Source organism: Pseudomonas sp. ICBG1301 (assembly GCF_016918385.1).
In the GTDB taxonomy this organism is placed as follows: Bacteria; Pseudomonadota; Gammaproteobacteria; order Pseudomonadales; family Pseudomonadaceae; genus Aquipseudomonas; species Aquipseudomonas palleroniana.
Genome location: NZ_JAEKGB010000006.1, coordinates 96,310 through 118,714 on the forward strand (window position 1 = coordinate 96,310; position 22,405 = coordinate 118,714).

At 60.3% G+C, this 22,405-nt stretch carries 24 protein-coding genes and 1 pseudogene; 9 read left to right on the forward strand and 16 right to left on the reverse strand.

Going from position 1 to position 22,405, the window contains the following annotated elements:
• The first annotated feature begins 86 nt into the window (after nucleotides 1–86).
• Nucleotides 87–1,115 carry an amino acid ABC transporter substrate-binding protein gene (locus JBE38_RS15750; RefSeq protein ID WP_060754354.1) on the forward strand — a complete coding sequence of 343 codons (1,029 nt, stop codon included), beginning with the start codon at nucleotides 87–89 and terminating at the stop codon, nucleotides 1,113–1,115.
• A 3-nt stretch (nucleotides 1,116–1,118) separates the two neighbouring features.
• Here the strand turns inward: JBE38_RS15750 and JBE38_RS15755 are convergent, their stop codons facing one another.
• On the reverse strand, nucleotides 1,119–2,132 hold the full coding sequence (locus tag JBE38_RS15755) for a sensor domain-containing diguanylate cyclase (protein ID WP_090368645.1): 1,014 nt from the start codon (nucleotides 2,130–2,132) through the stop codon (nucleotides 1,119–1,121).
• A gap of 166 nt (nucleotides 2,133–2,298) precedes the next feature.
• Between JBE38_RS15755 and JBE38_RS15760 the strand changes: the two genes are divergently transcribed.
• Nucleotides 2,299–2,817 (forward strand): hypothetical protein, encoded by a 519-nt coding sequence (locus JBE38_RS15760; RefSeq protein ID WP_205344765.1) that lies wholly within the window; start codon nucleotides 2,299–2,301, stop codon nucleotides 2,815–2,817.
• Nucleotides 2,818–2,822: 5 nt separating this feature from the next.
• Nucleotides 2,823–6,143 carry a DEAD/DEAH box helicase gene (locus JBE38_RS15765; RefSeq protein ID WP_240202524.1) on the forward strand — a complete coding sequence of 1,107 codons (3,321 nt, stop codon included), beginning with the start codon at nucleotides 2,823–2,825 and terminating at the stop codon, nucleotides 6,141–6,143.
• On the opposite strand, the gene JBE38_RS15770 is transcribed toward JBE38_RS15765, so the two are convergent.
• The 3 genes from JBE38_RS15770 to JBE38_RS15780 all read right to left on the reverse strand — a co-directional run bounded on the left by JBE38_RS15770 (nucleotide 6,134) and on the right by JBE38_RS15780 (nucleotide 9,563).
• Nucleotides 6,134–8,377 (reverse strand): ATP-binding protein, encoded by a 2,244-nt coding sequence (locus tag JBE38_RS15770; protein ID WP_205344631.1) that lies wholly within the window; start codon nucleotides 8,375–8,377, stop codon nucleotides 6,134–6,136. The two genes, JBE38_RS15765 and JBE38_RS15770, sit on opposite strands and share 10 nt — an antisense overlap.
• Nucleotides 8,374–8,988: a biliverdin-producing heme oxygenase gene (locus tag JBE38_RS15775; protein ID WP_060754350.1), complete on the reverse strand. Its 615-nt coding sequence runs from the start codon at nucleotides 8,986–8,988 to the stop codon at nucleotides 8,374–8,376. The genes JBE38_RS15770 and JBE38_RS15775 overlap by 4 nt, the downstream gene beginning before the upstream one ends.
• A 194-nt stretch (nucleotides 8,989–9,182) precedes the next feature.
• On the reverse strand, nucleotides 9,183–9,563 hold the full coding sequence (locus JBE38_RS15780) for a response regulator (RefSeq protein WP_205344632.1): 381 nt from the start codon (nucleotides 9,561–9,563) through the stop codon (nucleotides 9,183–9,185).
• A gap of 166 nt (nucleotides 9,564–9,729) precedes the next feature.
• On the opposite strand from JBE38_RS15780, the gene JBE38_RS15785 reads away from it, so the two are divergent.
• A complete protein-coding gene (locus JBE38_RS15785) occupies nucleotides 9,730–10,104 on the forward strand; it encodes a c-type cytochrome (protein ID WP_090368658.1) in 375 nt (124 codons plus the stop codon).
• On the opposite strand, the gene JBE38_RS15790 is transcribed toward JBE38_RS15785, so the two are convergent.
• Genes JBE38_RS15790 through JBE38_RS15810 form a run of 5 tightly spaced genes read right to left on the reverse strand, consistent with a single transcriptional unit; the run spans nucleotide 10,105 to nucleotide 14,876 of the window.
• On the reverse strand, nucleotides 10,105–12,126 hold the full coding sequence (locus tag JBE38_RS15790) for an LTA synthase family protein (protein WP_205344633.1): 2,022 nt from the start codon (nucleotides 12,124–12,126) through the stop codon (nucleotides 10,105–10,107).
• Between the two features lie 36 nt (nucleotides 12,127–12,162).
• Complete coding sequence (locus JBE38_RS15795) at nucleotides 12,163–12,774, reverse strand: hypothetical protein (RefSeq protein ID WP_205344634.1); 612 nt, start codon at nucleotides 12,772–12,774, stop codon at nucleotides 12,163–12,165.
• Nucleotides 12,774–14,042 (reverse strand): sialidase family protein, encoded by a 1,269-nt coding sequence (locus tag JBE38_RS15800; protein WP_205344635.1) that lies wholly within the window; start codon nucleotides 14,040–14,042, stop codon nucleotides 12,774–12,776. Before JBE38_RS15800 ends, JBE38_RS15795 begins: the two co-directional genes overlap by 1 nt.
• Nucleotides 14,043–14,062: 20 nt before the next feature.
• Nucleotides 14,063–14,608 carry a cytochrome b/b6 domain-containing protein gene (locus JBE38_RS15805; protein WP_205344636.1) on the reverse strand — a complete coding sequence of 182 codons (546 nt, stop codon included), beginning with the start codon at nucleotides 14,606–14,608 and terminating at the stop codon, nucleotides 14,063–14,065.
• A 1-nt stretch (nucleotide 14,609) separates the two neighbouring features.
• Nucleotides 14,610–14,876, reverse strand: coding sequence for a PepSY domain-containing protein (locus JBE38_RS15810; RefSeq protein ID WP_205344637.1), 267 nt, complete (start codon nucleotides 14,874–14,876; stop codon nucleotides 14,610–14,612).
• 147 nt (nucleotides 14,877–15,023) lie between these two features.
• Here JBE38_RS15810 and JBE38_RS15815 point away from each other — a divergent pair, with 147 nt between their 5' ends.
• Together JBE38_RS15815 and JBE38_RS15820 are read left to right on the forward strand one after the other, a co-directional pair.
• Nucleotides 15,024–15,686 carry a response regulator gene (locus JBE38_RS15815; protein WP_205344638.1) on the forward strand — a complete coding sequence of 221 codons (663 nt, stop codon included), beginning with the start codon at nucleotides 15,024–15,026 and terminating at the stop codon, nucleotides 15,684–15,686.
• Entirely contained in the window at nucleotides 15,683–17,035 is a 1,353-nt protein-coding gene (locus JBE38_RS15820) for a sensor histidine kinase (protein ID WP_205344639.1), read from the forward strand. Before JBE38_RS15815 ends, JBE38_RS15820 begins: the two co-directional genes overlap by 4 nt.
• A gap of 189 nt (nucleotides 17,036–17,224) precedes the next feature.
• On the opposite strand, the gene JBE38_RS15825 is transcribed toward JBE38_RS15820, so the two are convergent.
• From JBE38_RS15825 to JBE38_RS27690, 4 genes and pseudogenes are all read right to left on the reverse strand, one after another.
• Nucleotides 17,225–17,512, reverse strand: coding sequence for a colicin E3-like toxin immunity protein (locus tag JBE38_RS15825; RefSeq protein ID WP_205344640.1), 288 nt, complete (start codon nucleotides 17,510–17,512; stop codon nucleotides 17,225–17,227).
• A 22-nt stretch (nucleotides 17,513–17,534) separates the two neighbouring features.
• The gene (locus JBE38_RS15830; protein WP_205344641.1) at nucleotides 17,535–18,164 is read right to left on the reverse strand and encodes a DUF3916 domain-containing protein; all 630 of its coding nucleotides are present in this window, start codon (nucleotides 18,162–18,164) and stop codon (nucleotides 17,535–17,537) included.
• A gap of 24 nt (nucleotides 18,165–18,188) precedes the next feature.
• On the reverse strand, nucleotides 18,189–18,446 hold the full coding sequence (locus JBE38_RS15835) for a colicin E3-like toxin immunity protein (protein WP_205344642.1): 258 nt from the start codon (nucleotides 18,444–18,446) through the stop codon (nucleotides 18,189–18,191).
• A 73-nt stretch (nucleotides 18,447–18,519) separates the two neighbouring features.
• Nucleotides 18,520–18,749 (reverse strand): annotated as a pseudogene (locus tag JBE38_RS27690) (detoxification); the annotation flags it as partial.
• Nucleotides 18,750–18,943: 194 nt separating this feature from the next.
• Here JBE38_RS27690 and JBE38_RS15840 point away from each other — a divergent pair.
• Nucleotides 18,944–19,423, forward strand: a complete 480-nt coding sequence (locus JBE38_RS15840; RefSeq protein ID WP_205344643.1) for a helix-turn-helix domain-containing protein — start codon at nucleotides 18,944–18,946, stop codon at nucleotides 19,421–19,423.
• 176 nt (nucleotides 19,424–19,599) lie between these two features.
• Nucleotides 19,600–20,235 carry a LysE family translocator gene (locus JBE38_RS15845; RefSeq protein ID WP_060754338.1) on the forward strand — a complete coding sequence of 212 codons (636 nt, stop codon included), beginning with the start codon at nucleotides 19,600–19,602 and terminating at the stop codon, nucleotides 20,233–20,235.
• A 24-nt stretch (nucleotides 20,236–20,259) separates the two neighbouring features.
• On the opposite strand, the gene JBE38_RS15850 is transcribed toward JBE38_RS15845, so the two are convergent.
• The 3 genes from JBE38_RS15850 to JBE38_RS15860 all read right to left on the reverse strand — a co-directional run bounded on the left by JBE38_RS15850 (nucleotide 20,260) and on the right by JBE38_RS15860 (nucleotide 22,073).
• Nucleotides 20,260–20,589, reverse strand: a complete 330-nt coding sequence (locus tag JBE38_RS15850; RefSeq protein ID WP_205344644.1) for a hypothetical protein — start codon at nucleotides 20,587–20,589, stop codon at nucleotides 20,260–20,262.
• Nucleotides 20,590–20,778: 189 nt separating this feature from the next.
• Complete coding sequence (locus JBE38_RS15855) at nucleotides 20,779–21,159, reverse strand: cupin domain-containing protein (protein WP_060754333.1); 381 nt, start codon at nucleotides 21,157–21,159, stop codon at nucleotides 20,779–20,781.
• 113 nt (nucleotides 21,160–21,272) lie between these two features.
• The gene (locus tag JBE38_RS15860) at nucleotides 21,273–22,073 is read right to left on the reverse strand and encodes an AraC family transcriptional regulator (protein WP_161550071.1); all 801 of its coding nucleotides are present in this window, start codon (nucleotides 22,071–22,073) and stop codon (nucleotides 21,273–21,275) included.
• Between the two features lie 143 nt (nucleotides 22,074–22,216).
• On the opposite strand from JBE38_RS15860, the gene JBE38_RS15865 reads away from it, so the two are divergent.
• Nucleotides 22,217–22,405 (forward strand): DUF1656 domain-containing protein, encoded by a 189-nt coding sequence (locus JBE38_RS15865; protein ID WP_060754331.1) that lies wholly within the window; start codon nucleotides 22,217–22,219, stop codon nucleotides 22,403–22,405.

The following is a 22,405-nucleotide window of genomic DNA, read 5'->3' on the forward strand; positions in this document are numbered from 1 at the left end:
AAACCTGCCGATACTGCCTGGCATCACTATAAACCGGCGCGGGCTGTGCAGCGCCGAATAAAAAGGAATGACAGGGAGCGCCTTGCATGAACCCATTCAAAACCACCTTGGCCGTGATCGGCACCACTGCAGCCTTGGCCTTGGCCGGTACTGCGCACGCGGGCGCAACACTGGACGCGATTCAGAAGAAGGGTTTTATCCAGTGTGGGGTCAGCGACGGCCTGCCGGGTTTCGGCGTACCGGACAGCCAGGGCAAGATGACCGGGATCGACGTCGATGTGTGCCATGCCGTCGCCGCAGCGGTATTTGGCGATGCCTCGAAAGTGAAGTTCAGCCAGCTGACCGCCAAGGAGCGTTTCACCGCGCTGCAATCGGGTGAAGTCGATGTGATTTCACGCAACACCACCTGGACCAGTTCGCGTGATTCGGGCATGGGCCTGGTGTTCACCGGCGTGACCTACTACGACGGGATCGGCTTTCTGGTGAACCACAAGTTGGGCGTGACCGACGCCAAGCAACTGGACGGTGCGACCATTTGCCTCCAGGCCGGCACGACGACCGAACTCAACGTCTCCGATTACTTCCGTACCAACGGCATGAAGTACACGCCGATCACCTTCGATACCGCCGATGAAAGCGCCAAGGGCCTGGAATCCGGGCGTTGCGATGTGTTGACCACCGATCAGTCGGGCCTGTACGCCCAGCGCATCAAGATGGCCCACCCGGACGAATTCGTCGTGCTGCCCCAAGTGATCTCCAAGGAACCGTTGGGGCCGCTGGTGCGCAAGGGCGACGATGAGTGGTTCAGCATCGTCAAGTGGACGCTGTTCGCCATGCTCAATGCCGAGGAAATGGGCATCACCTCGCAGAACGTCGAAGAGCAAGCCAAGACCACCCGCAATCCCGACGTCGCCCGTCTGCTCGGCGCCGACGGTGAATATGGCAAGGACCTGAAACTGCGCAAGGATTGGGTGGTGCAGATCGTCAAGCAGGTGGGCAACTATGGCGAAGTGTTCGAGCGCAACATCGGCCAGGGCAGCGTATTGAAGATCAAGCGCGGGCTGAATGCATTGTGGAGTGAAGGCGGCATCCAGTACGCGCCGCCGGTGCGCTGATCGTTATTCCGACACCCTGTCCTTTCCCGCCGCCTTGGACCGATACAACGCTTGATCGGCCCTTGCCACCAGGGCGGCGGGAGACTCACCCGGCCGACGTTCGACCACCCCCATGCTCAAGGTGAGGGCGAACGCACCTACCGCCGGAGCCTCGTGCATGGCGCGGCGGGCCTCTTCGGCCAGCGCCCTGGCAACCGCCAGCGAGCTTTTGGGCAAGACCCACATGAACTCGTCGCCGCCCCAGCGCGCCAGCAGGTCGCCCTCGCGTACGCAGGCCGACAGGCTCTCCACCACACGCACCAGGGTCTGGTCACCGACGGCGTGGCCGTGCTGATCATTGATCGGCTTGAAGTCATCGATATCCATGGCCACCAGCGCCAGCGGCGAACGAAAGCGTTCGGCGCGCTCGCATTCTTCCAGCAGCACTTTCTCCAGGCAGTAGCGGTTAGCCACGTGGGTCAGGGCGTCGCGTTCAGCCAGGGAACGGTTTTCTTCCAGTTGCAATTGCAGTTGCTGGTTGACCCGTGACAGCTCGCGGGTGCGCTCGGCTACCAGGGCTTCAAGGGACTGGTTACGTCGCTCAAGCTGTTCGATCGAGGATTTGCGTATCTGGATATCGCGATGGGCACCGACCATGCGCGCCACCGAGCCGTCGTCATTGCGCGCGATGATGTAGCCGCGGTCTTCGATCCACAGGTAAGTGCCATCGGCCTTGCGGCAGCGGTATTCGGTTCGGTAAAAGGGCGCACGATGATGAATGTAGTCATCGAACAGCGTCATGACTTGCGGGTAATCATCCGGGTGGATCACGTTCTCCCAGGTGAATACGCTGTTCTCCATGGAGTGGCGGGGGTAGCCGAGCATGTCGTACCAGCCGGGGTTGCGGTAGACGAAGCCGGTATTGGCATTCCAATCCCAGATCCCATCGCTGACCAATTCCATGACCGCGTGCAGCAGTTCGCTGTTGAGGTCGGAAAAATCGTTCCTCAGCGGCGGGTTGTCGGAGGTATCGTCCATATGCGCGCTCCCTGCTTGGATTGGCTCTGAGGGCCAATCATGGTTGACGCCGATACTCCGTGGCTGGCGCTACTTTACCTCGTGGGCCGTGGGCTTTGAATAGGGCGGGAATACTGCTTTAGAGTTGTGGCTATGAGCCATCACTCATGCCAATGTAGGAGCGAGCTTGCTCGCGAAAAACGTCAACGATAACGCGGGTTGCCTGAATGAGCGCGGCGCCTGTGAGTTTTTCGCGAGCAAGCTCGCTCCTGCCAAAAATCTCAAGCAGCGTTTAAAGAACGCTTCCGCCTCCAAGGCTATCCAGATTGCCTGGGCGAGCCGCTTTGTTTCGGCGCCCGCTGAAATCGATGGCGGGGCCAGGCTCGGGCGCAGGCTTGGGTTTTACGGTTGGGGGCCGGTCAGGCGTGACACTGCGATCCGGATGCAGGGAGGCATAGCTGGGCGGAATGCTGAAAAACAAATCGATCATGGCGATCTCCGTTGGTGGGAACGTGTCGAGCGGGTCGACGCGCACCCAACCTACAGAGCACTGGGCGACTGGGCTATAAACGTCTCGCGTCAAAAGATGACCGAGCGTGGCGATGGCGCTGCTCCGCTGCGAAGAGGGGGCGTGTACACTCACCCTTCGATTATGGATATTCGGGATACAGGACGTTGGCACCCTTTGATCAGCAAAGACTTTTAGCCATATTGGATTATTGGCACAAGGTCGAATTTTTTGTGCCCTATGGCCTGGATCAGCGCCTGGATGAGTTGGAGGACTGGCAATCTAAGGTGATCTTGCCGCAAGCCTGTCTCGACGCCGGCTCTACCCAGTGGAATCGCATGGATGTCCCTGTTGATCAGGAGATCATCAGCTACAGCCTCTTCCTGGGCGTGTTCGACAAGTCTGCAGTGCTCTCGCTGTGTGAGAGGTTAGTACCGGTTCCCGCACCGTTGAGTGCCGCCGCGCGCTTCGAGGAAGAGGCGCGTGCCGACCTTGAGGGGCAGACCTGTTTTGCCAGGATCAGCCTGGATAAGTCCGGTTGCCCCCTCGCCGGCTCCATCTCCATTTCTACCGCACCTTGGGCCTTGGGCCAGGCGTTGTCCCACGGGTTGGGAGCGCTGGGAGCCGCCGAGTTCGAGTCTGCCCGCGACGACTTGGTCAACCGGTTCAACAACTTCTTCGCCACCCGTGTGGATAATGCCAGCGGCCCGCTGACGGCGAGTGAAGTGCTTTCGCTGCACCAGACCCTGTGCCAGTGGGCGGGTTTTTACCCAGGGGCTGACCAGCCGCTGGCCGTACTTGAGGTCAAGACCAAGGCCAGGACCACCCAGGCGCTTGATGATGCAAGCGATCAGGAGCCCGCAACACTCCAGGAAGAAGAGGAGGAGGATGAGGATGACCCTGTCGACGACCTCGACATCCTCAACAGCTTTTACATCGGCGATCTCGAGCGGGCGATGCACAGTGTGCGGACAGGCAACGTGCCCGCCGCCCTGCGGCAGTACCTGACCCCGCTTGCCGATGATCAGCGCCTGGACCTGTATTCCAACGCCGGGCGCGAGCTGTTGTACCAACGGCTGCGGCCGCGCCATTTGAGCATCGGCCACTGGTTGGGCAACGCCGAGCACCCGATGAGCCTGATGCAACAGTTCGCGCTCAATCAAGCCGGCGCAGACTTGCAGTACAACGGCTTGTTTGCGGTCAACGGGCCGCCGGGTACCGGCAAGACGACACTGTTGCGAGATCTGTTTGCCGACAACATCGTGCGCCGTGCGCGGGTGCTGTCGGGCCTGTCGAGCGTCAATGATGCGTTCAGTACGCAGCCGCTGACTGTTCGTTTCATGGATGAACAGCGCAAGGTATGGCCCTTGATCGAGGCCCTGACCGGTTTTGAGATGGTCGTGGCATCGTCGAATAATGCCGCGGTGGAAAACATCTCGGTGGACTTGACCAAGCGCAGCGCCCTGGACGCTGCCTGGCAATCAGTCGGTTACCTGCAACCGGTGGCCCATAACCTGGCCGTGAAGGTCAAAAAATCCGGCCCGGTTTTCCCCAAGGGCCGGGACGTTCCCTGGGGCCTTGTCAGCTGTGCATTGGGCAACGCCGGTAATCGGCGACGCTTTCGCGAAGGGCTGTTTTTCAACGAATTCGAGTCCGATAAAACCGAGCGGCCGCAAACCCTCTGGAAGTGGTTCGATCAGGCGCAGCCGACCCGTTTTGCTGAGGCTCGCGCCGCTTTCAGCCTGGCCGACAAGGCCGTCAGCGCCGCACTGGCTGAGCGCGAGCGCCTGGCGCAATTGCTCGAAGAGCTGGGCGATGGTACCCAGGCCAGCTACGTGGCGCAGGCGCAGCAAGCTCATACGCAATTGCGAGCGGGCGTGGAGGCTGCTGACGCGGCTGTGCGCGAGAATCTGCGCCTGCAGCACGTGGAGGGGCAGGAGTGCCTATTGCTCGTCGAACAGCAACGACTGATCGATCGCACCTCGCCTGGTTGGTGGGCGCGGTTGTGGCGCACCCAGTCTGCCAGGACCTACATTCGCCAATGCGCTGAGAATGCCAAGTTGCAACTCGAATCGCATGCTCGTCTCAGAGCGCTCAAAAGCGAAGCGGCGAGCCTTTCCAGCCAGCTCGCGAAGCTTGACGCTCAACGGCAAGCCTGTGAGCGCAGCCTGGCGCAAAGGTCTCGCGACTGGGAAACCAAAACCGCAGAGCGTGCGGTACTTGAGCAAAGCCTGGGTGTTCCTGTGCTGCCTGCCGCCCTGGCTGACTTGGAGTTGCCGCAGTTTCAGATCAACGGTCTGTGGCATGACGCTCAGTTCGCTCGACTGCGCTCGGCGTTGTTCGCGGCTGCCCTGCAATTGCAGCAAGCCTGGTTGCATGAGGCCGGGCAACCCAAAAACCGCATGCGCTCCAATCTATGGGCCATCTCCAACCTGCTGAATAACAAGCAGCCGGAAGACGCCGGCCACGTACTGCCGATCTGGCAAAACCTGTTCATGATTGTGCCGGTGGTGTCCACCACGTTTGCCTCCTTTGCCAATCAGTTTCGAGGCTTGCAAAGCGACGCGCTGGGGTGGGTTTTTATCGACGAAGCCGGGCAGGCGGTGCCCCAGGCGGCGGTCGGTGCGCTATGGCGAGCCCGACGTTGTGTGGTGGTAGGCGACCCGCTGCAAATTGAACCGGTGTTTACCCTGCCACGGCAACTGATCACGGCCTTGGGGCAACTGTCACCGTTTACCCAGGACGACAGCTATGCGCCCCATCAGGTGTCGGTGCAACGCCTGGCGGATCAAGCCAGCCGTTTTGGCACCTATGCGCCGATGATGGGGCAGCGTCTCTGGATTGGCAGCCCGTTGCGCGTGCACCGGCGTTGCTATGACCCGATGTTTTCCCTGGCCAATCGCATGGCTTATGACGACAAGATGGTCTTGGGCCTTGCGCAGCGAAACGCCCCGGACGCGCCGCTGATCGACCTGCCCAGCGGCTGGGTCGACATCCGCGGCAACGTGACCCGCAAACAAGTGGTGTACGAGCAGATTGAATTCATGGCGAAGGTGATCGTGTGCCTGTTCCAGCGCGACCAGGCATTGCCCGGATTGTATGTGGTGTCGCCCTTCAAGGCCGTGCGCCAGGCGTTGCGCCAGCACCTGATGCAAGTCAAATGGGCGGGTGCCGAGCCCCGGCGCACGGACCTTAAAGAGTGGGTCAAGCGTAACGTCGGCACGGTGCATACGTTTCAGGGCAAAGAGCAGGACACGGTGTTCATGATCCTGGGCGCGGACAGGGACCACGCGGGAGGCGCGCAATGGGCAGCCTCCAAACCCAACCTGCTGAATGTGGCGCTGACCCGCGCCAGGCATCGGGTCTACCTGGTGGGTGACATTGAGCTGTGGGGGGCGTTGGAGCACTTCTCCCTGGCCGCGCGTGGCGAACATGCGCTGGCCCGGCTCACGCGTAATGCGTTCGGCATCCTTAACAAGAGCGGGCGGGCACAAGCGTCGCCCGACCGCTTGGGTCAGGCCTGAGCGTTGTCGTGGAGGCGTGGCACCGTAAAGCGGAACTCACTGCCACGCCCCACCTCACTTTCAGCAACGATCTTGCCGCCGTGAGCCTGCACGATCCCTTGGCTGATATACAGCCCCAGGCCAGTGCCGGTGGGGTTGTTTTCGGTCTTGGTCCAGTAACGGTCGAAGACGTGAGGCAATTGCTCGGGTTCGATGCCCTCGCCGGAGTCGCGTACCGAAAACACGATCTCTTCGCCATGGCTCATGGCGCTGATACCGATATTGCCCTGGCGCGGGGTGAACTTGATGGCGTTGCCGATCAGGTTCGACAGGACCTGGAACAGCCGCTCCGGGTCCGCGTTGATCCGAAGGCCCGGCTCGGCGTTGAACGACAGGTCGATACCTTTCTCCAACGCCAGTGGGGACAGCAGGGCATAGGCTTCCTCGAACATCTGGCTGACATCCAGCGCCACCGGCTTGACCACGTAACGCCCCGCCTCGATTTTCGAGGTGTCGAGCAGATCATCCAGCAACGTATTCATACGTCCGGCGGCTTGTTGCATGGTGTCGATGGCCGACGAAATCCGCCGTGACGTGTGCGGGCCGTCAGAGCTGAAGGCGTTTTGCATGATGCCGCAGAGCATCGAGATGACGGTCATCGGGTTTCGCAGGTCGTGGGAGACCACCGCCACCAGCTCATCACGGGCGCGTACGGCCTGTTGTTCACGCAAAACCTGGCGGGCCAGGTCGTTTTCCAGGGCCGAGCGGCGCAGGTCATTGGCGGCAAAGTGGTCGCCATGGCTCCATTTGGTGGAAATACCGGCCATTTCCACCTTCCAGATTTCAAAAGACGTACGCGGGCGAAGGCGCAAGCCGGCGTCAGAGCTTTCCAGATCGAGGGGCTTGTTCGGATCGCCGCTCCAGTTGACGTTCTCGATGACCTCCGGGCGGAACCACAACACGCCGTTATCCACAGGCTTCGGCAAGCTCATGGCCAATACTCCACTGGCGACCTGTTGAAACGCTGCGGCTGGAGGGTAGACCGACACCAGGTTATGGCTGGAGAAAACCGCTTCGCCGCTGTCTTGCAGCCATTTATGCAGCGCTCGGATCTGCGCCGGTTCCGGGCAATTGCCGAAACGGTGCAGTTGCCTGTCTTCGATGATCGCCACGCCGCCGGACAGCGTCAGGTCCATCAGCACTTGGCCTTGCTGGGCCAGGCCATCGAACACGTTGCCGTCGCAGGCTTTCATGGCTTTGTCGAGGGTGGCCAAGGCGTCGATTTTTTCTTCGCGCTGACGGTTCAGCTCCAACGCTTCCATCGCGCTGATCTGCAGTGACAACACCTGGCCGATGGTCTGGCAGGCGCTGCGCAGTTCGTTGGGTACCAGCAACGGCTCGCGGTTGCCGCAACTGATCAGCCCCCAAAGCTTGTCGCCCTTCATCAGCGAAATGCTCATGGACGACAGCACGCCCATGTTTTGCATGTACTGGCAATGAATCGGCGACACGCTGCGCAGGGTGGCGAAACTCAAATCCAGCGGCTGGCCGGTGTCCGGGCGCAACTTGGGCACCAAGGGCACTGGCTCGTAGGCCGCATTCGGGATAATGCGCAGCCAGTTGGTGCGATACAGTTCGCGGGCCTGTTCCGGAATGTCGGACGCCGGGAAGAACAGCCCGTTGAACAGCTCCATCGACGGTGCCGAGGCTTCGGCGATCACCTGGCCATGGCCTTCTTCTTCGAAACGATAGATCAGTACGCGGTCGTAACCGGTCATCGCCTGGATTTCGGCCACGCTGATTTCGTACAGCGCCTGCAGGGTTTTCGCCGATTGCAGGCGTTTGAGCATCTTGCCCAGGTCACTGGTGCGGCCGTTCAGCGCGCGCGGCTTGAAGTGCTCCAGCCGCGGCTCGAATTCCAGCACCAGTACATTCTGGTGGCGATGCAGCAACCCTTCGAAGGGCTCGCCATTGAAGGTGACGTGCAGCGTCGGCGCGTCGAAAAACGTATCGTGCTCGGCTATCGATTGCACGGCCTGGGCGTGGTCCATCCCGATCAATGTGTGCAACGGCTGGCCCAGCAGTGACTCCGGCGCGTGACCAAACAGGCTGCCGACGTTGGCACTGACCTGGATGATATTCAGGCCCGGTTCCGACAGGGTCAGCAGTACGCCGTGGGGCTGGATGGCGCCGGGGAAGCGGATCGGTTCGTCGGCGCAGTTGGCCAGCAGTTCTTCAAAATCATCGGGTTTCATAGCAGTACCTCCTGGCGTTCGAGCCATTGCTCAAAGCCGCTGAATGTCGAGCGGGCAGCAATGACCGCGCGCGCTTTGGCGTCAGCGTCCAGTGGCAGGCAACCCAGGTAATCGAGAAAGTCTTTCCAGCGTCGACCGGTTTCGGCGCCGTAGACGTTAAGAAATGCGCCACCGTTGTCGGCATTCACCGCCAGGCGCTGGGCCATTTCCCGGCGCAATACCTGGCCTCCGAGCGTCGCGCCTTCCAGCACGTAAAGAGCGCCGAGGCATGCGGCGGGGGTGTCGAAGGTCGGCAGTTGGCGGCAGTAGGGCAAGGCCGCTATGGCTTCGTCGTCCAGGCCGAGGGCTTTCAGGTCGTTCACCAGTGTCGGGGTTTTCACACGCTGTGCCGGGTCAAAACCTGCGGGGATCAGGCCGCTTGCATACAGGCTGACTTCCATCGGTGCATAAAATCCGTAATACGCCTGGAGCAAGCGCTGATACCACTGCGCGTCCAGGTGTTCGGAAAAAAACGGCAAGCGCTTTTCCAACGCGACATGCAACAAGCCGGTGCCTGTGCGCAACGCTTCCAGCAACGAGGGCGCACTGACGTCATGGGCCTGTGAATGCATTCAATAAGCTCGAACTGTGGGCCTCTCGGCCATGAATGACGCGTGGAAATGGGCGACGATTCTACACAACTCATGGCCGGGTTCTGCGCGAAACACGAAAACACTGACCGGCGGATCAGAAAAAATCGCTCCTAGTCTCACCAACGACCTTGGCGAATACCGCAAAGTTCAATTCAAATGATGTCGCGGTGCTATTAATGCATCGAGAAACCCTGCGGGGTCAGAGCTCCTTGCACGCATTGCAGTAAATGCTCGACGCTCCAGGGTTTAGGCAGGAATCTCACCGACTTGCCCAACTCAGCCGCCAACTTGGTATTGCCGGACGTCAGCACCACCGGCACATAGGGCCAGCGATGGGCCACGACTTTGCTCAAGTCATACCCGTTGAGTAAACCCGGCATCTGGATATCGCTGACAATCAGGTCCACCGGGGCATCGCCGCGTTCCAGGTAAATCATGCCTTCATCAGCCGACGGAAACGACGTCACCCGAGCACCGAAATCTTCCAGTACATCCACCATCAACGCCCGAATGATTTCGTCGTCTTCCAACACTAAAATTGCTGGCTGAGCCATGATTTTTACTTCACCCGCTGATAACAACTAGATGGAGTGGGACCGGCTCGAATAGGTTCGATCCAGGCTATCCAAAACGATGAGTGGTCATCGGCGCGCACGCCTCAAGGCATGGCCGACTGACAAACAGGCATAATCGCCCGCTACACCTGATGTGGAGTCGCCCATGAAGTACGCCTTATTGACCTGCGCCCTGATGCTCACCACCGGCCCGGCCTTCGCTGCCGGGGATGCCGAGGCGGGCGGCAAGCTCTTCACCAAGACCTGCGGCGGCTGCCACAGCATCGGCGAGGGCGCGCGGGGTGGTTTCGGCCCGCAGCTCAACGGCATCATCGACAGGCCCGCCGGCACCACTACGGACTATCAGTACTCCGATGCGATGAAAAACTCCGGCGTGGTCTGGACCCGCGACAAACTCGCCGCCTATATCGAGGCGCCGAAGAACGTGGTCAGCGGTACGCGCATGATTTTCTGGGGCATCAGTGACCCGCAAAAAATCCAGGACATCCTGGCGTACCTGGAAACCTTCCAGCCCAAGTGATTATTCGCGCACATTCCTGAACAGCATCAGCCGTGCACTTTCATGCAGCCCCCGTGTCAGCGCCTGTAAACGCTGGAACGCTTCGGGATGCTGTTGAGCGACGTCTTCGCGAGGCGTCGGCGAGGCCAAGTCATGCAAGGTGGGTGAACTACCGTCGTGCTGCATTTGCAGGAGAAAGCGCTGGGTGACCCCGCCAATAATCGGAAATGTACCTTCCTGCAGTACCAACGGCACCATGCGTTCGCCTTCCGGCGCCGGTTGCTGGATATCCCGGCCCATTGCGCTATTGGTAAACGGTACGCCCGCCAGGCCGGCCACGCTGGGCAGCAGGTCGGCCAGGCCCACCGCTTCTTCGATCACGCGAGGCGCAAGGCCGGGCGCGTGGATCAGCAACGGTACGTTGTTGCTTTCCAGGCCCAATTGCTCGAAAGCCGGGGCCATGTGCGGGATCTGGCTGATGCGCGTGTTGTGGTCGCCGAAGAACACAAAAATACTGTTGTCGTACCAGCCGCCGGCCTTGGCGATTTCCATCAGGCGGCCGATGTTGTAGTCCAGCAGCCGCACCGCCTGGTATTGCTCGACGCTGCGTGAACCGGCCGCCTGGGCTTGCTCCAGCGTGACGTCGTTTACCTGGAAACCATCGTTTTGCTCAGGAATGGTGAAGGGGCGGTGGTTGCCGGAGGTTTGCAGGTAGGCGAAGAACGCCTGGTTCTTGGGAACAGCGCTTAGCAGCCGATCGCTTTCCTTGAACAAATCCAGGTCGGAAATACCCCACACGTCCACGCGTGGCGAGTGCCAGTGGCTTTCCTCAAACAGTTGCACGCCGTCGATGCTCTGGCGGATCAGGGCGTTGATATTCGCCCAACCGGCGTTGCCGCCGATCATGTAGAACTTCTGGTAACCCTCGAACGCGTTGATCAACGTGTGTTGGCGAGTGATCAACGGGTTGCGGGTGGCGGTCTCCCGGCGGGTCACGTCGGGCACGCCTGTGATGCTCGCCCAAACGGTTTTCGCAGTGCCGGTGACGGGCACATAGAAGTGTTTGAACAACCAGCTTTGCGTCGCCAGTTTGTCCAGGTTCGGCGTGGGGTTCAGCGGGTTACCGTAGGCACCCACGGCACTGGTGCCGAGGGATTCGAGCATCACAAAGATCACGTTAGGCGCCCGCTCGCCGGCCAGGCGATAGGGCTGCACGGCCTGTTCGCGGGTAAAGTTCAAGCGCTCGGCATCGGGTTGGTCGACGCCCAGGTAGTGGGCGACTTGCGGGTACAGCTCGCGCACCTTGGCTTCGTCGAATTGCGCCTGGCCGACCTTGAGCGTGTCGTACAAAAACAGCACCGGGTTCAGGCCCACCGCAGCCACCTGGCTGTTGCCGGAAAAGAAGGCGTCGCTCCAGCGCAGGGGCACCGGGTTTTCCAGGTTGAGGTTAGCCACGCGGCCGAGCAGGGCCAGCAGTACCGCGATGACGCCGATGACTGAGACAGAGGCCAGCGCCAGTTTGCCGATTGGCTGGGCTTTGCGGTCCAGGGTCAGTCGTTCCAGGCAGACCAGCGCCCACACCCACAGCCCCACGGCGCTCAGCCAACAGGCCGTTATCCACAGCACCGGGTAGGTTTCCCACACCATCTGTTGAGAAATCTGCGCGTCTTGCAGGTAACGAAGCACGGTCGCGTTGATGCGTGTCCCCAAGTAGGCGTAGTGGCCGAAATCGATGATGTACACCAGGCCGACCACCGCCAATACCAGCACCAGATAGCCGCGTGCCAGCCAGCGCAGGGCCGGCAGCGTGGTGAGGTTCCAGCGTGGCAGCCAGGCCGGCACGGCCAGTGGCAACAGGATCAATACCGCCAGGCGCAGGTCGAACCGCAGGCCGATGCCCAGGGTTTCCATCAGCCCTGGCGTGTTCAGATCCAGGCCCGAAAAGCCCACCACAAACACCAGCCGCAGTGCCGCCAGCAACACAAAAACCAACCCGATCGCACCCACGCCATAGCGCAGGCGGCGTGATTGCAACGCACCCATGTTTCGTCCTCATTTTTTGAATCGATGCAGCGTGTATCAGCCAAAGCGGCTCTGGCCGTGCCGACGCCATCGCGAGCAAGCCCGCTCCCACAGTTTGAGTTGCGATAATCCGGCGACCAGGCAGTAACCCGCCAACAGCGGATCGACCAGATAATCCCAGTAGTTCTCCGAAGCCTTGAGCCGCAAGGCGAACGCCAGGGTGCCCAGCGCCAGCATCCAGACGCACAGGGCATTGCGTAGCCACACCAGTAACAACGCGGCAGCTGCCAGCATCACGATCATCGGGCGCGGGTTGAAACCCCAACGGTAAGGGTCGACATACGTCAGCCCCAGCGTGGCCGGATACAGCAGCAGGCTCAGCCCACCGAACAGCATCAGCAGTTGCCGTTGATGCCTGGGTTCAAGCGCTTGCAGCAGCCCCAAACGGCAGAGCGCGACCCACGCCAGCAACACCAGGGTGCTGATGGCCAAGTCATCGGTGAAGCTGCGCACGTAGGCGGCCAGCGGCAGCTCATGCACGGGAATGAAGCTGAGCCCTGCCCACATCGGCAGCAACCATGGCCGCCATCGCCGGGTGAATCCCAGCGTGCTGGAGAGCACAAAGCCCAGCAGCACAAAACTCAAATGGGCTTGCCACAACGACATCATCACAGACGCTCCGCGAGCCAGGCTTCGTTGAAGCTGACGTGTTTGATAAAGGTGTTATTCCAGGAGTACACCAAGTGGTACATGCCGTCCGGGCTGCGGCTGAAGTAGGGGTATTCATATTCGAATTCACAGCCACGCGGCTTGCACACGCGGTAGTCCAGGTTGCTCAGGAAACGTTGTGCCAGCGGCAGGCGCCGGGCCCCGCTGGAGGCGCGAAAGCCTTCGCCGATGATTTCTTTGTACACCTCGGGGGCGAACGGTTGGCCCTGCGGGTCAGGCGACTGGTCCAACTCGACCACGCTGCGCCACTGGCTGAGGCGGGCGTCGGTGCCGTAGAGGCTGAGTTTGAAGCGACCGTCTTGCAGGTCGTTGAGGGCCACCAGCAGGCCCTCGTCCTGGGTGGCGACGGCCGCCAGCGACGAATTGGGGTTGGCGGGGGCCAGTGGGTAGGGTTCGCTCCAGGTTTGCCCGGCATCTTCGGTGCGGCTGGCCAGGACCCGGTGATGGGTGTCACCGGCATAACGCAGCATCGCCACGGCGCGCTGGCCATCCTGCGGCACGATGGTCGGTTGCAGGGAATGCTTGCCGCGACTGATACGGAATTTATCGATCACCGCACCGTCGGCGCTCAAGTACAAGTACTCGGCAAACTTGCCCATGAACTCGTGGTAAACCGGCAGGCCGATGGAGCCGTCGGCGTGAAACACCGGTGCGGCACGCACCAGCGTGCTGATGTTGAAGAAGGGCGAGGTCACCAGTTGGCGAGGCGCCGACCAGTTCGCGCCCAGATCCTGCGAGACCATCACGTTGATCGCGCTGGTCGCCCAACCACCGACCGACACCGACACATAAAACATCCACAGGCGTTGATCCGGACCCAGCGCGATCACCGGGTTGCCCAGCTTGCGAATGTAGCGCTGGGTGCCATCGCGGGTGCTTTCACGCGTGGCCAACACCTGCTCGGCGCCCCATTCGCCGCTATGCGCATCAAACCGCGCAGTGCGCACCTGCACATCGGCGGCGCCTTCGCGAGAGCCGGCAAACCACACCGCCATCAGATCGCCGCCGGGCAGGGCCGTCACGGAGGAGGAGTGCACAAAATCGGTGAGCTGCGAGGACACAAAACGGCTGGTGTAGTGCGGCGTCGTGGCGGCTGGCGTATCGCTCGGGCCGGCTTGGGCAAATGGCGCCAGGGTATGCGGCGGATGGCTTTGCCAGGCAGCGAAAAATACCGCGAGCAGGCTGCAGATGATTAAGGCGGAGCGCATAGAGAACCTGTCGGAAAAGATTACTGCGCACGTTCATCCGGCAAGCGCTTCCTGCGGCCGGTGAGCATGGATAACGGCAGGTTGTCCTTCACCTGGATACTTTCAAATACGGCGCCCAGCACATGCACGCACACCAGCGCCAGCAGCACATTGGCGGCGCTCGCGTGGACTTGCAGCGGCCAGTCGGCGCCCCATAGCGCGTCCACTTCCTGCATCAGGAAACCGCTGACACCCAGTGTCAGCAGGGCCGTCAGCATCAACACCATCACCAGCGCACCCAGCGGCGAATGGCCCAAGCGATGTTGCGGGTTGCGGTCAAGCAGGGAGCGCACGTGGGCCTTCAGCCGTTTTGGTGTGGGCCAGAAGTCTGCCCAGCGTGCGCTGCGCGGCCCGACGAACCCCCACACGGTGCGCACCAGCAGCCAGGCCATGGCGTAGTAGCCCAGCCAGACATGCCAGGTATCGCCCGCCTCATTCAAGGCGTAGTTGGCGATGAAGACCCCGGCGATCGACAGATGAAACAGCCTGACCAGCGGGTCCCACAGACGCAGGGAGTCGCCCGGCATATCAGCCCTTGATCTCAGTCTTCACGGCTATGCCGGTGACCGGGTCGTGATAGATCTCGACCTTGCGCTTGTCCTTGTCGAAGCCGTAGATCTCGTAGCAATTGCCGTCGGTGACTTTGAATTTGCTGATCGTGTAGCCGTCGGCCTTGAGCTTGTCCTGGAAGGCTTTTTCGTCTTGCCACTGTGAACGCTCGGCGGTGGTGCACTGCGGGCCGGCGACGGCCAGGGGGCTGGCGAGAATCAGGGACAGCAGGAGAATTTTGCGCATGGAAAAGCTCTCAGCAAATGTGGGAGGTCTCACAGTGCAAAACCAACCTTAGCGCAACCTTAGTTGGCAATGCGCCGTAACATCTTTGCCGAAATAGCCAGGGCCAGAACCCGGCATGATGCGGCCGTTTCCTACAGAGATTTCGCTATGCGCCTACTCCTCGTCGAAGATGATCGTGCCCTCGGCCAGGGCATTCGCGTGGCGTTGGGCGCCGAAGGCTACACCCTCGATTGGCTGCACGATGGCCTCGCGGCCCTGCATGCCCTGCGCACGGAGAGCTTCGATCTGTTGCTGCTCGACCTCGGCTTGCCGCGCCTCGATGGTCTCGACCTGTTGCAGCAATTGCGCGCCGCGCAGCACGATATCCCGGTGCTGATCCTCACCGCCCGCGACGGCACCGCCGAGCGCATCGCCGGGCTGGATGCCGGCGCGGATGACTACCTGATCAAACCCTTCGATGTCGAAGAACTCAAAGCCCGCGTGCGCGCTCTGTTGCGCCGCAGTCAGGGGCGTGCGCAACCGATGCTCGAGCACGTCGGTATCAGCCTCGACCCGGCGACCCAGCAGGTGCGCTACCAGGACGCCGACATCATCGTCACCCCGATGGAATACCAACTGCTGCACCAACTGATGGTGCGCCCCGGCAAGGTGGTGACCCGTGAACGCCTGTCCCGTGCGCTGTATGGCTGGCAGGATCGGGTCGAGAGCAATACCTTGGAAGTGTTGATCCACAACCTGCGCAAAAAGTTATCCACCGAGCTGATCCGCACCGTGCGCGGTGTTGGCTATGTACTGGCGCTCAAACCATGACCTCGCTGCGCGCGCGCATCCTCGTCCCTGTGTTGCTACTGATCCTGGCGGGTGACGCCCTGATCAGCTGGTTGGTGCTGCGTGACAGCCACCACGAAATCGAAGAAGTCTACGACGCTCAACTCGCTCAGAGTGCGCGCCTGCTGCAAGGCGTGTTGCGCCAGCGTGACCCCGGCGAAGCGGATTGGGACCGGCTGTACCAGGCGTTTGACCAGGCCATGAGCCGAGTGGGCGAGGATGGCGTGGCCCACCCCTATGAAACCCGCCTGACGTTCCAGGTCTGGAACAGCGCGGGTGAGTTGCTCGTGCGCTCCGCCGAAGCCCCCGTGCTGGCGGCGCCGCCCGCGACCCTCGGTTCCCACGACCTGATGGACAACGGCAACGACTGGTGCGCCTTCCTTCTGGCCGACCCGCAGCAGGGTCTGTTGATCTGGGTCGGCGAGCGCGATGACATCCGCCAGGACCTGATCCAGCGCATTGTGCGCCACACCCTCTGGCCCACGCTGATCGGTGTACCGCTGCTGGCGCTGTTGATCTGGCTGGTGATTGGCTGGGGCTTCAAACCATTGCGCCGCATGGCCCTGTCCATCCGTGGGCGAACCGCCGAGACCTTGCAACCCTTGCACCTCAAGCCCTTGCCTGGCGACCTGGAGCCCATGCAAACCGCGCTCAACCGCCTGTTGGTCCAAGTGGATGAACTGCTGGACCGTGAACGCCGTTTCATCGCCGACGCGGCCCACGAACTGCGCACGCCGCTGGCGATCCTGCGCATTCACGCCCAGAACGCGCAGAGCGCCGTCACTGAAGAACAACGGCGCGAGGCATTGGAGTTTCTGGTCAACGGCGTCGACCGCGCCACCCGCATCGGTAGCCAGCTGCTGACCATGGCACGCATCGAACCGCAACTGAACAACCCCGTATGTGAACGGGTGCAACTGACCGAACTGGTGCGCGAAGAACTCGCCGAGTTGACCCCGCTGGCCCTGGAAAAAGGCGTGGACCTGGTGCTCGAAGGCAATGAGGCTTGCTGGGTCGCCACCGAGCCGGTGGCGCTGGCCATTGCGTTCCAGAACCTGGTCACCAACGCCCTCAACTTCTCCCCGGCGGGCAGCGAAGTGAAAGTCGTGATCGGCAGCCATTGCCTGAGCGTGAAAGACCAGGGCCCGGGGATTGACGAGGCGCAGATGGAGCGCCTGTTCGAGCGGTTTTACAGCCGAGGCAATGCCAATGGCGCGGGGTTGGGGTTGGCGATTGTGCAGATGATCGTCGGCAAGATTGGCTGCCAGCTGGCGCTGCATAACCGCGAGCGGGGCGGGTTGTGTGCGCGGTTGGTATTTGAGAACACCTGAAGCGGCCGCACCTCCGATCCCCTGTGGGAGCTGTCGAGCCCCAGCGAGGCTGCGATGGGATCACCTCGGTATGCCTGGCAGGCCCCGATGCTCGTATCGCTGTCCTTCATGGAGTGTGCAACTGGCGTTTGATATTAAGAGTCCGGTGAGCGCTAGAAGGCGGGCTTTTGCGGTGTGGGTTTCATTGCATCAAGACGCCTTCTTGGGTTGCTTTGGCGGCGGTGGCCAGGCGCCTTGGTAGCGGAAGGAGATTTGGTAGTCGAGTCGGTCGGGTTCAATCATGTGCTGGAAATGCGGCTGAATAATCATTATCCAGCTAGGCAGAACGTTGAATACGTCGGCATATATCGCGGTCTCTTCGGCTAGATCCAACGCTTCAAAGACACTGTCTGGATCTGCAATTTCCGCTGAGTACTCATCCGCCTTCAAGTCATTGCTGTGCTTTTCGTACCGACGCAATCTGATTTTCATCGTCATTTGGAAAGCTCTCTGCCGCTAATTACGCCAGTTTGGATGGAGCGAACAAATGCGGATGCTGCGCTTGGAAGGATCTGAAGGTTTGATACTCCCAGCGCTCTGCGCCAGGGTCTTCATCGGTCGTGCTGACTTCGCCGAAGTACCAATGCTCTGACTCGAAAACCTCTGCGTTTTCGTTCTCGTGGGTAAAGTGAAAGCCAACTTCGTGGAGCCTTGGCGGAACGACCAATCCCCATTCGCGGGCAAGGCTTCGGTCCGTGATGCGGGTTTGACGGAAGTACTCGTAATCGAAGGGTTGGGTGTGGCCGAGATAGCGGGCTTTATCGGTGTAGACACAGACTCTGCTTGAAAACATATCCGGGACCATGATGCAGGCGACAACCCAGCACTCAGGGTCATCGTCTGACCGTGCTTCTATCAAGTGGCCTGCAACCTTGATCAACTGTTGAGCGCAATGCGCCAGAATCTCCGGCGTGGTTTGATGACCTTCAACAAGGTTTTCGATAACGGGAATTTTCAGGTTCACGTAGTCCGGGGGCAACGGTAAGGCTTCGTAAAAGCAACCTTCGTAGCCGTCTGCCCAACGCGTCAGGGCCCTGAGGTGCCTGGGGATATTGCGAAGTTTTTTGTTTGTCAGTGACAGCCTGCGCATGAAGCTGAATTCTCCAGATGTGTGTTATTCGTTCGCATCTTCGTAATCAAAGGCGATGAAGTAGTCGCTCTCTGACAGGGCAATTTCATGAGCGAAGTGAGCCTGTATCACTGTTAGCCACTCCCTACGTAGTTCAAACATGCCGTTATTGACGTCCTCGGCTGCCGACAGCCCCAGCTTGGAAATCACGGAGTAGTCATCTCCCAAATCCGCTGAGTCCTGCGTTCCGCGTAGCAACTCTGTGGTTCTGTCGAACCATTCCAATCTCACTTTCAGTCCCATGTAGCCCTCATAGGTATTTTTTGATGTTTCGTTTTTTCTTCGGTCCTTTTAGCTGCTCGCCGGTTACGTGAGTCAGCTCCAACGGGATGTAACCGGTGGATTGAAGTAGTGGCTGACGCCGTCGGGCAGTTGGCAGGGCTTGATGAAAACGCAGCCGGGAGGCTTGGCTAGCGTAGGGGCCGTGGCAGGGGGCGGTTCGAAAAAATCAACAGCCGGCGAGTAAGGCACGTGCGATGGCGGCGGGATCAGAATTCGATGTTTGAGTAGCTGTTCTTCGGTGGGGGGGTAAAAGCGCTCTGACATGACCGGCTCACTTCCTTGTGCGAGGGAGTGAGCCTAAGAGGGGGAGCTCAGTGGCTGATGTCGGCTTAATTCGGTGGTTGGTGTGGGAAAAGTGGACTGATGCTTGAGCGGGTGTCTCTGTTCCGAATACTTCGATTATCGTTTGCTGCGTTTGCGTTGAATCCCACCGAATTGCGTAACGCCGGAGCTGCATCATGATTACCCACACGATCATTCCGCTGGAAAAAGAAGTCGAAGCGGCTGTGCAAGACCTGCGCGAAGTGGCCTCGCTCCTGTCGACCGGATTTCAAACCCAGCGCATCGATATCTTTGACAAAGAAGACAAACCTCACACCCTCATACTCCCAACTTCAGCGCTGCATCGGCTTGTCGATATCCTGGGCGATTTGGCCAGCGGCAATGCCGTGAAGCTAGTTCCGGTGCATGCTGAATTGACCTCGCATGAAGCAGCCGACCTGCTCAATGTTTCGCGCCAGCATCTGGTCAAGATGCAGGAGGAAGGTGCTATTCCTTTTACAAAAACGGGTCGTCATCGACGGATTCGATTTTCGGATTTGATGGCGTTCAAGCAGCGACGTGACGAAGAAAGCCAAGAGGCAATGGAAGCGCTGGTGCTACAGGCCCAGGAGTTGGGAATGGGATACGACGGACGAGGTGTTCGCCTTCGTTGTTAAGGTCGATCATGTGCCTGTCCTTGTATAAGTACTGCAATAAGCGCTCGCGCCTGTATGCCGTTTTGCTTGCAGATCTGTATCTAACAGCCTGCTTTTGGACGCCCTAACATGGTGGCCAACCCGCACCGCAGGCCAAGGATTTCACGCCGGCCGAATAACACTCCAGGAGCCCAACAATGCCTGAAATGTCCAACTGGCTGGCCTATGCGCTGATCTCACTCGGTATGGTGCTCACGCCCGGTCCGAATATGATTTACCTCATTTCCCGCTCGATCTGCCAGGGCCGCACCGCCGGGTTGATTTCCCTGGGCGGCGTGGCTTTGGGTTTTCTGGTTTACATGGTGTGCGCGGCGTTGGGGATCACGGCGTTGGTCATGGCGGTGCCGTTTGCTTATGACGCGCTGCGTTTCGGCGGTGCGTTGTATCTGGCTTATATGGCCTGGCAAGCGGTCAGGCCCGGTGGGCGCTCGCCGTTCCAGGTGCGCGACTTGCCCCAGGACAGCCCGCGCAAGCTGTTCACCATGGGCCTGGTGACCAACCTGTTGAACCCCAAGGTGGCGGTGATGTATCTGTCGCTGTTGCCGCAGTTCATCGACCCGAACGGCCACGGCAGTGTGCTGATGCAATCACTGGTGCTGGGCTTTACGCAAATCATGATCAGCGTGAGCGTCAACGCCGTGATTGCCACCATGGCGGGTTCCATTGCGGTGTTTTTCGTCACCCGGCCGGGATGGCAGGTGGTGCAGCGCTGGATGATGGGCTCGGTGTTGATGGGTCTGGCAGTGCGGATGGCGGCGGAAGGGCGGCGGTAGGTCGCCGCACAGCGGGTCAGTGTTTCACTGAATGTCTTTGAGGTAATGCTTCAGGGTAGTCAGCGGCTCGCGCAGTTCATCCAGCCGATCTACGTTTTGCACATCCGCCGCCAACCGCTGCAATTCACGGCCCATGACCGTGTCGGCACCGTCCAATGCCTCAAGTGCCTGATCGACGCACTCCGCTATTTTGGATTGAATAGCGGCCAGATTCCCCTGCCGCACCAGCAACCCAAATACCTCCCGCTCATACCCGCCCATCGCTGGATCATCCCGCAGAAGCGGGCTGCCGCCGTCCGTCTCGTGCACCAGCTTCAGTGCAAACAGCGCAACCGCTTCCAGCGTCAACTCCATGGTCTTGGTTCCTAGGGCTTTGGGGGAGGGCGATGATCACTGTTCCGCACCGGAAAAAAAAGACCCCAATGCCGCGAACCGCCAGGCTCGCGGACCCGTAAAGCCATTGAAACCTGTATCTGTTCGGCTTCGGGCAGACGCAAGATCAACGGTTTGAGACGGCCGGCGACCTCAAGACAATGCCCGCCCTCAGATCCACAGATCATTCACCGCGGTACGGTCACCCCCTTCATGCCCGGTATTCAAGATCCCCCGTGGCTCGATCATCATCAGCTTGGCTTCACCTTCGGCAGCCGTCCGATGCTCGACGCCACGCGGCACCACATACAACTCGCCCGGCGCTACATAAACCGGGCCGTCTGGCAGGTCGATACGCAGCGTACCTTCCAGCACCAGGAAAGCCTCGTCGGTTTCGGGGTGGGAGTGCCAGATGAATTCGCCTTCGATGCGTACGACTTTGAATTGGTAGTCGTTCATCTCGGCGACGACGCGTGGGCTCCATTGTTGGTCGATGAGGGAGGCTTTTTGGGTGAGGTTTATGGGGAGGGCGGGATGTTGTGGCTGGGCCATGACGGGTGCTCCGGTGGGTGAGGACTGTCAGGTTAGCGAGGGAGGGGGCAGGAGGGCTTGAACGATCCTGCAAGTTGGGAGGGCGGGGGAGATCACGCTAAAGAGCACTCAAATCAATATTTGCGCGCCGCCGTACCTCGCACGTACCGCGCTGGCGGGTTGCCTAGTGTCTTGCGGAACATCGCGATGAACGAGCTCACCGATTCATAACCCAGCGTTTCGGCGGTTTGCTGCACCGATTGTCCTTCTGCCAGGCTCTGCAGTGCGACGATGATCTGCCATTGCTTGCGCCATTGACCGAAGGTCAGACCGGTTTCACCCTTGATCAAGCGTGCCAGCGAGCGTTCGCTCATTGCCACATGTCGTGCCCACTCGGCCACGGTGGCGCGGTTTGAAGGATCTTGCGCCAGGCCACGAGCGATAGCACGTAATTGGTGGGAAGCAGGTAGGGGTAAGTAGAGCTGTTCCGAAGGGGCCTGCTCCAGTTGTTCGAGCAGCACACCGGCCAGACGGGCGGTGGCGCAGTGGCCTTGGTAGTTCTGCACCAGGCCACTCAGGTGGCGAATCAGTTCCAGGATCAGCGACGACAGCGCGAGCGTGCAACAGTGTTCCGGCATAGAGGCGGCGCCCGGTTCCACAAATAGAAAGCATACCTGCCCATTCGCGGTCACCCGGTTGCTGTGGGCGACACCGCCGGGAATCCACACGCCGAACCCGGAGGGCACCATCCACACACCGTCCTCCACGGTGCACACGATACCGCCATGGTACGCCACCACCAGTTGGCCCTTGCGGTGTTTATGCTCGACGGATTCGCTGTCGTTACGTTGGGTTTCCAGCATCAACGCCACGGCAGGTTGTGAGAGCGCGTCAAATTCAAAATGGTCAACGTGATAGCGATGGATGTCGGCCATGAGAGGTGTCCGAAGGTTGGCTGGATTTGATTATATTTTGGCAGTGTAATCAATATCGGCACGAATGCTCGTTGCTTATGCTTTCAACAAGGCCACAGCGAGACGGCCCCTGACGCGACGACCCTCCGACTGCCGGTGCACGCATGCTTAGCGAAGTTTCCATCGCCAATCTCTACGTCCCTCCATTCTTGATCTACCTGGGCGTATCGACCCTTGCTTACCGGCTTCTCGAGCGGGTTTTCCGGCGCTGGCTGGATTGGGCCTGGCACCCGACGCTGGCGCGTTTTTTCGTCTCACTCATCGTCGTTTCGGCCTTGATCGTGAACTGCTGA

Coding starts and splice junctions, on each gene's coding strand:
- JBE38_RS15750 (WP_060754354.1), top strand. CDS start 87: ATGAACCCATTCAAAACCACCTTGGCCGTGATCGGCACCACTGCAGCC.
- JBE38_RS15755 (WP_090368645.1), bottom strand. CDS start 2,132: ATGGACGATACCTCCGACAACCCGCCGCTGAGGAACGATTTTTCCGAC.
- JBE38_RS15770 (WP_205344631.1), bottom strand. CDS start 8,377: ATGAAACCCGATGATTTTGAAGAACTGCTGGCCAACTGCGCCGACGAA.
- JBE38_RS15775 (WP_060754350.1), bottom strand. CDS start 8,988: ATGCATTCACAGGCCCATGACGTCAGTGCGCCCTCGTTGCTGGAAGCG.
- JBE38_RS15780 (WP_205344632.1), bottom strand. CDS start 9,563: ATGGCTCAGCCAGCAATTTTAGTGTTGGAAGACGACGAAATCATTCGG.
- JBE38_RS15785 (WP_090368658.1), top strand. CDS start 9,730: ATGAAGTACGCCTTATTGACCTGCGCCCTGATGCTCACCACCGGCCCG.
- JBE38_RS15790 (WP_205344633.1), bottom strand. CDS start 12,126: ATGGGTGCGTTGCAATCACGCCGCCTGCGCTATGGCGTGGGTGCGATC.
- JBE38_RS15795 (WP_205344634.1), bottom strand. CDS start 12,774: ATGATGTCGTTGTGGCAAGCCCATTTGAGTTTTGTGCTGCTGGGCTTT.
- JBE38_RS15800 (WP_205344635.1), bottom strand. CDS start 14,042: ATGCGCTCCGCCTTAATCATCTGCAGCCTGCTCGCGGTATTTTTCGCT.
- JBE38_RS15805 (WP_205344636.1), bottom strand. CDS start 14,608: ATGCCGGGCGACTCCCTGCGTCTGTGGGACCCGCTGGTCAGGCTGTTT.
- JBE38_RS15810 (WP_205344637.1), bottom strand. CDS start 14,876: ATGCGCAAAATTCTCCTGCTGTCCCTGATTCTCGCCAGCCCCCTGGCC.
- JBE38_RS15815 (WP_205344638.1), top strand. CDS start 15,024: ATGCGCCTACTCCTCGTCGAAGATGATCGTGCCCTCGGCCAGGGCATT.
- JBE38_RS15820 (WP_205344639.1), top strand. CDS start 15,683: ATGACCTCGCTGCGCGCGCGCATCCTCGTCCCTGTGTTGCTACTGATC.
- JBE38_RS15825 (WP_205344640.1), bottom strand. CDS start 17,512: ATGACGATGAAAATCAGATTGCGTCGGTACGAAAAGCACAGCAATGAC.
- JBE38_RS15830 (WP_205344641.1), bottom strand. CDS start 18,164: ATGCGCAGGCTGTCACTGACAAACAAAAAACTTCGCAATATCCCCAGG.
- JBE38_RS15835 (WP_205344642.1), bottom strand. CDS start 18,446: ATGGGACTGAAAGTGAGATTGGAATGGTTCGACAGAACCACAGAGTTG.
- JBE38_RS15840 (WP_205344643.1), top strand. CDS start 18,944: ATGATTACCCACACGATCATTCCGCTGGAAAAAGAAGTCGAAGCGGCT.
- JBE38_RS15845 (WP_060754338.1), top strand. CDS start 19,600: ATGCCTGAAATGTCCAACTGGCTGGCCTATGCGCTGATCTCACTCGGT.
- JBE38_RS15850 (WP_205344644.1), bottom strand. CDS start 20,589: ATGGAGTTGACGCTGGAAGCGGTTGCGCTGTTTGCACTGAAGCTGGTG.
- JBE38_RS15855 (WP_060754333.1), bottom strand. CDS start 21,159: ATGGCCCAGCCACAACATCCCGCCCTCCCCATAAACCTCACCCAAAAA.
- JBE38_RS15860 (WP_161550071.1), bottom strand. CDS start 22,073: ATGGCCGACATCCATCGCTATCACGTTGACCATTTTGAATTTGACGCG.
- JBE38_RS15865 (WP_060754331.1), top strand. CDS start 22,217: ATGCTTAGCGAAGTTTCCATCGCCAATCTCTACGTCCCTCCATTCTTG.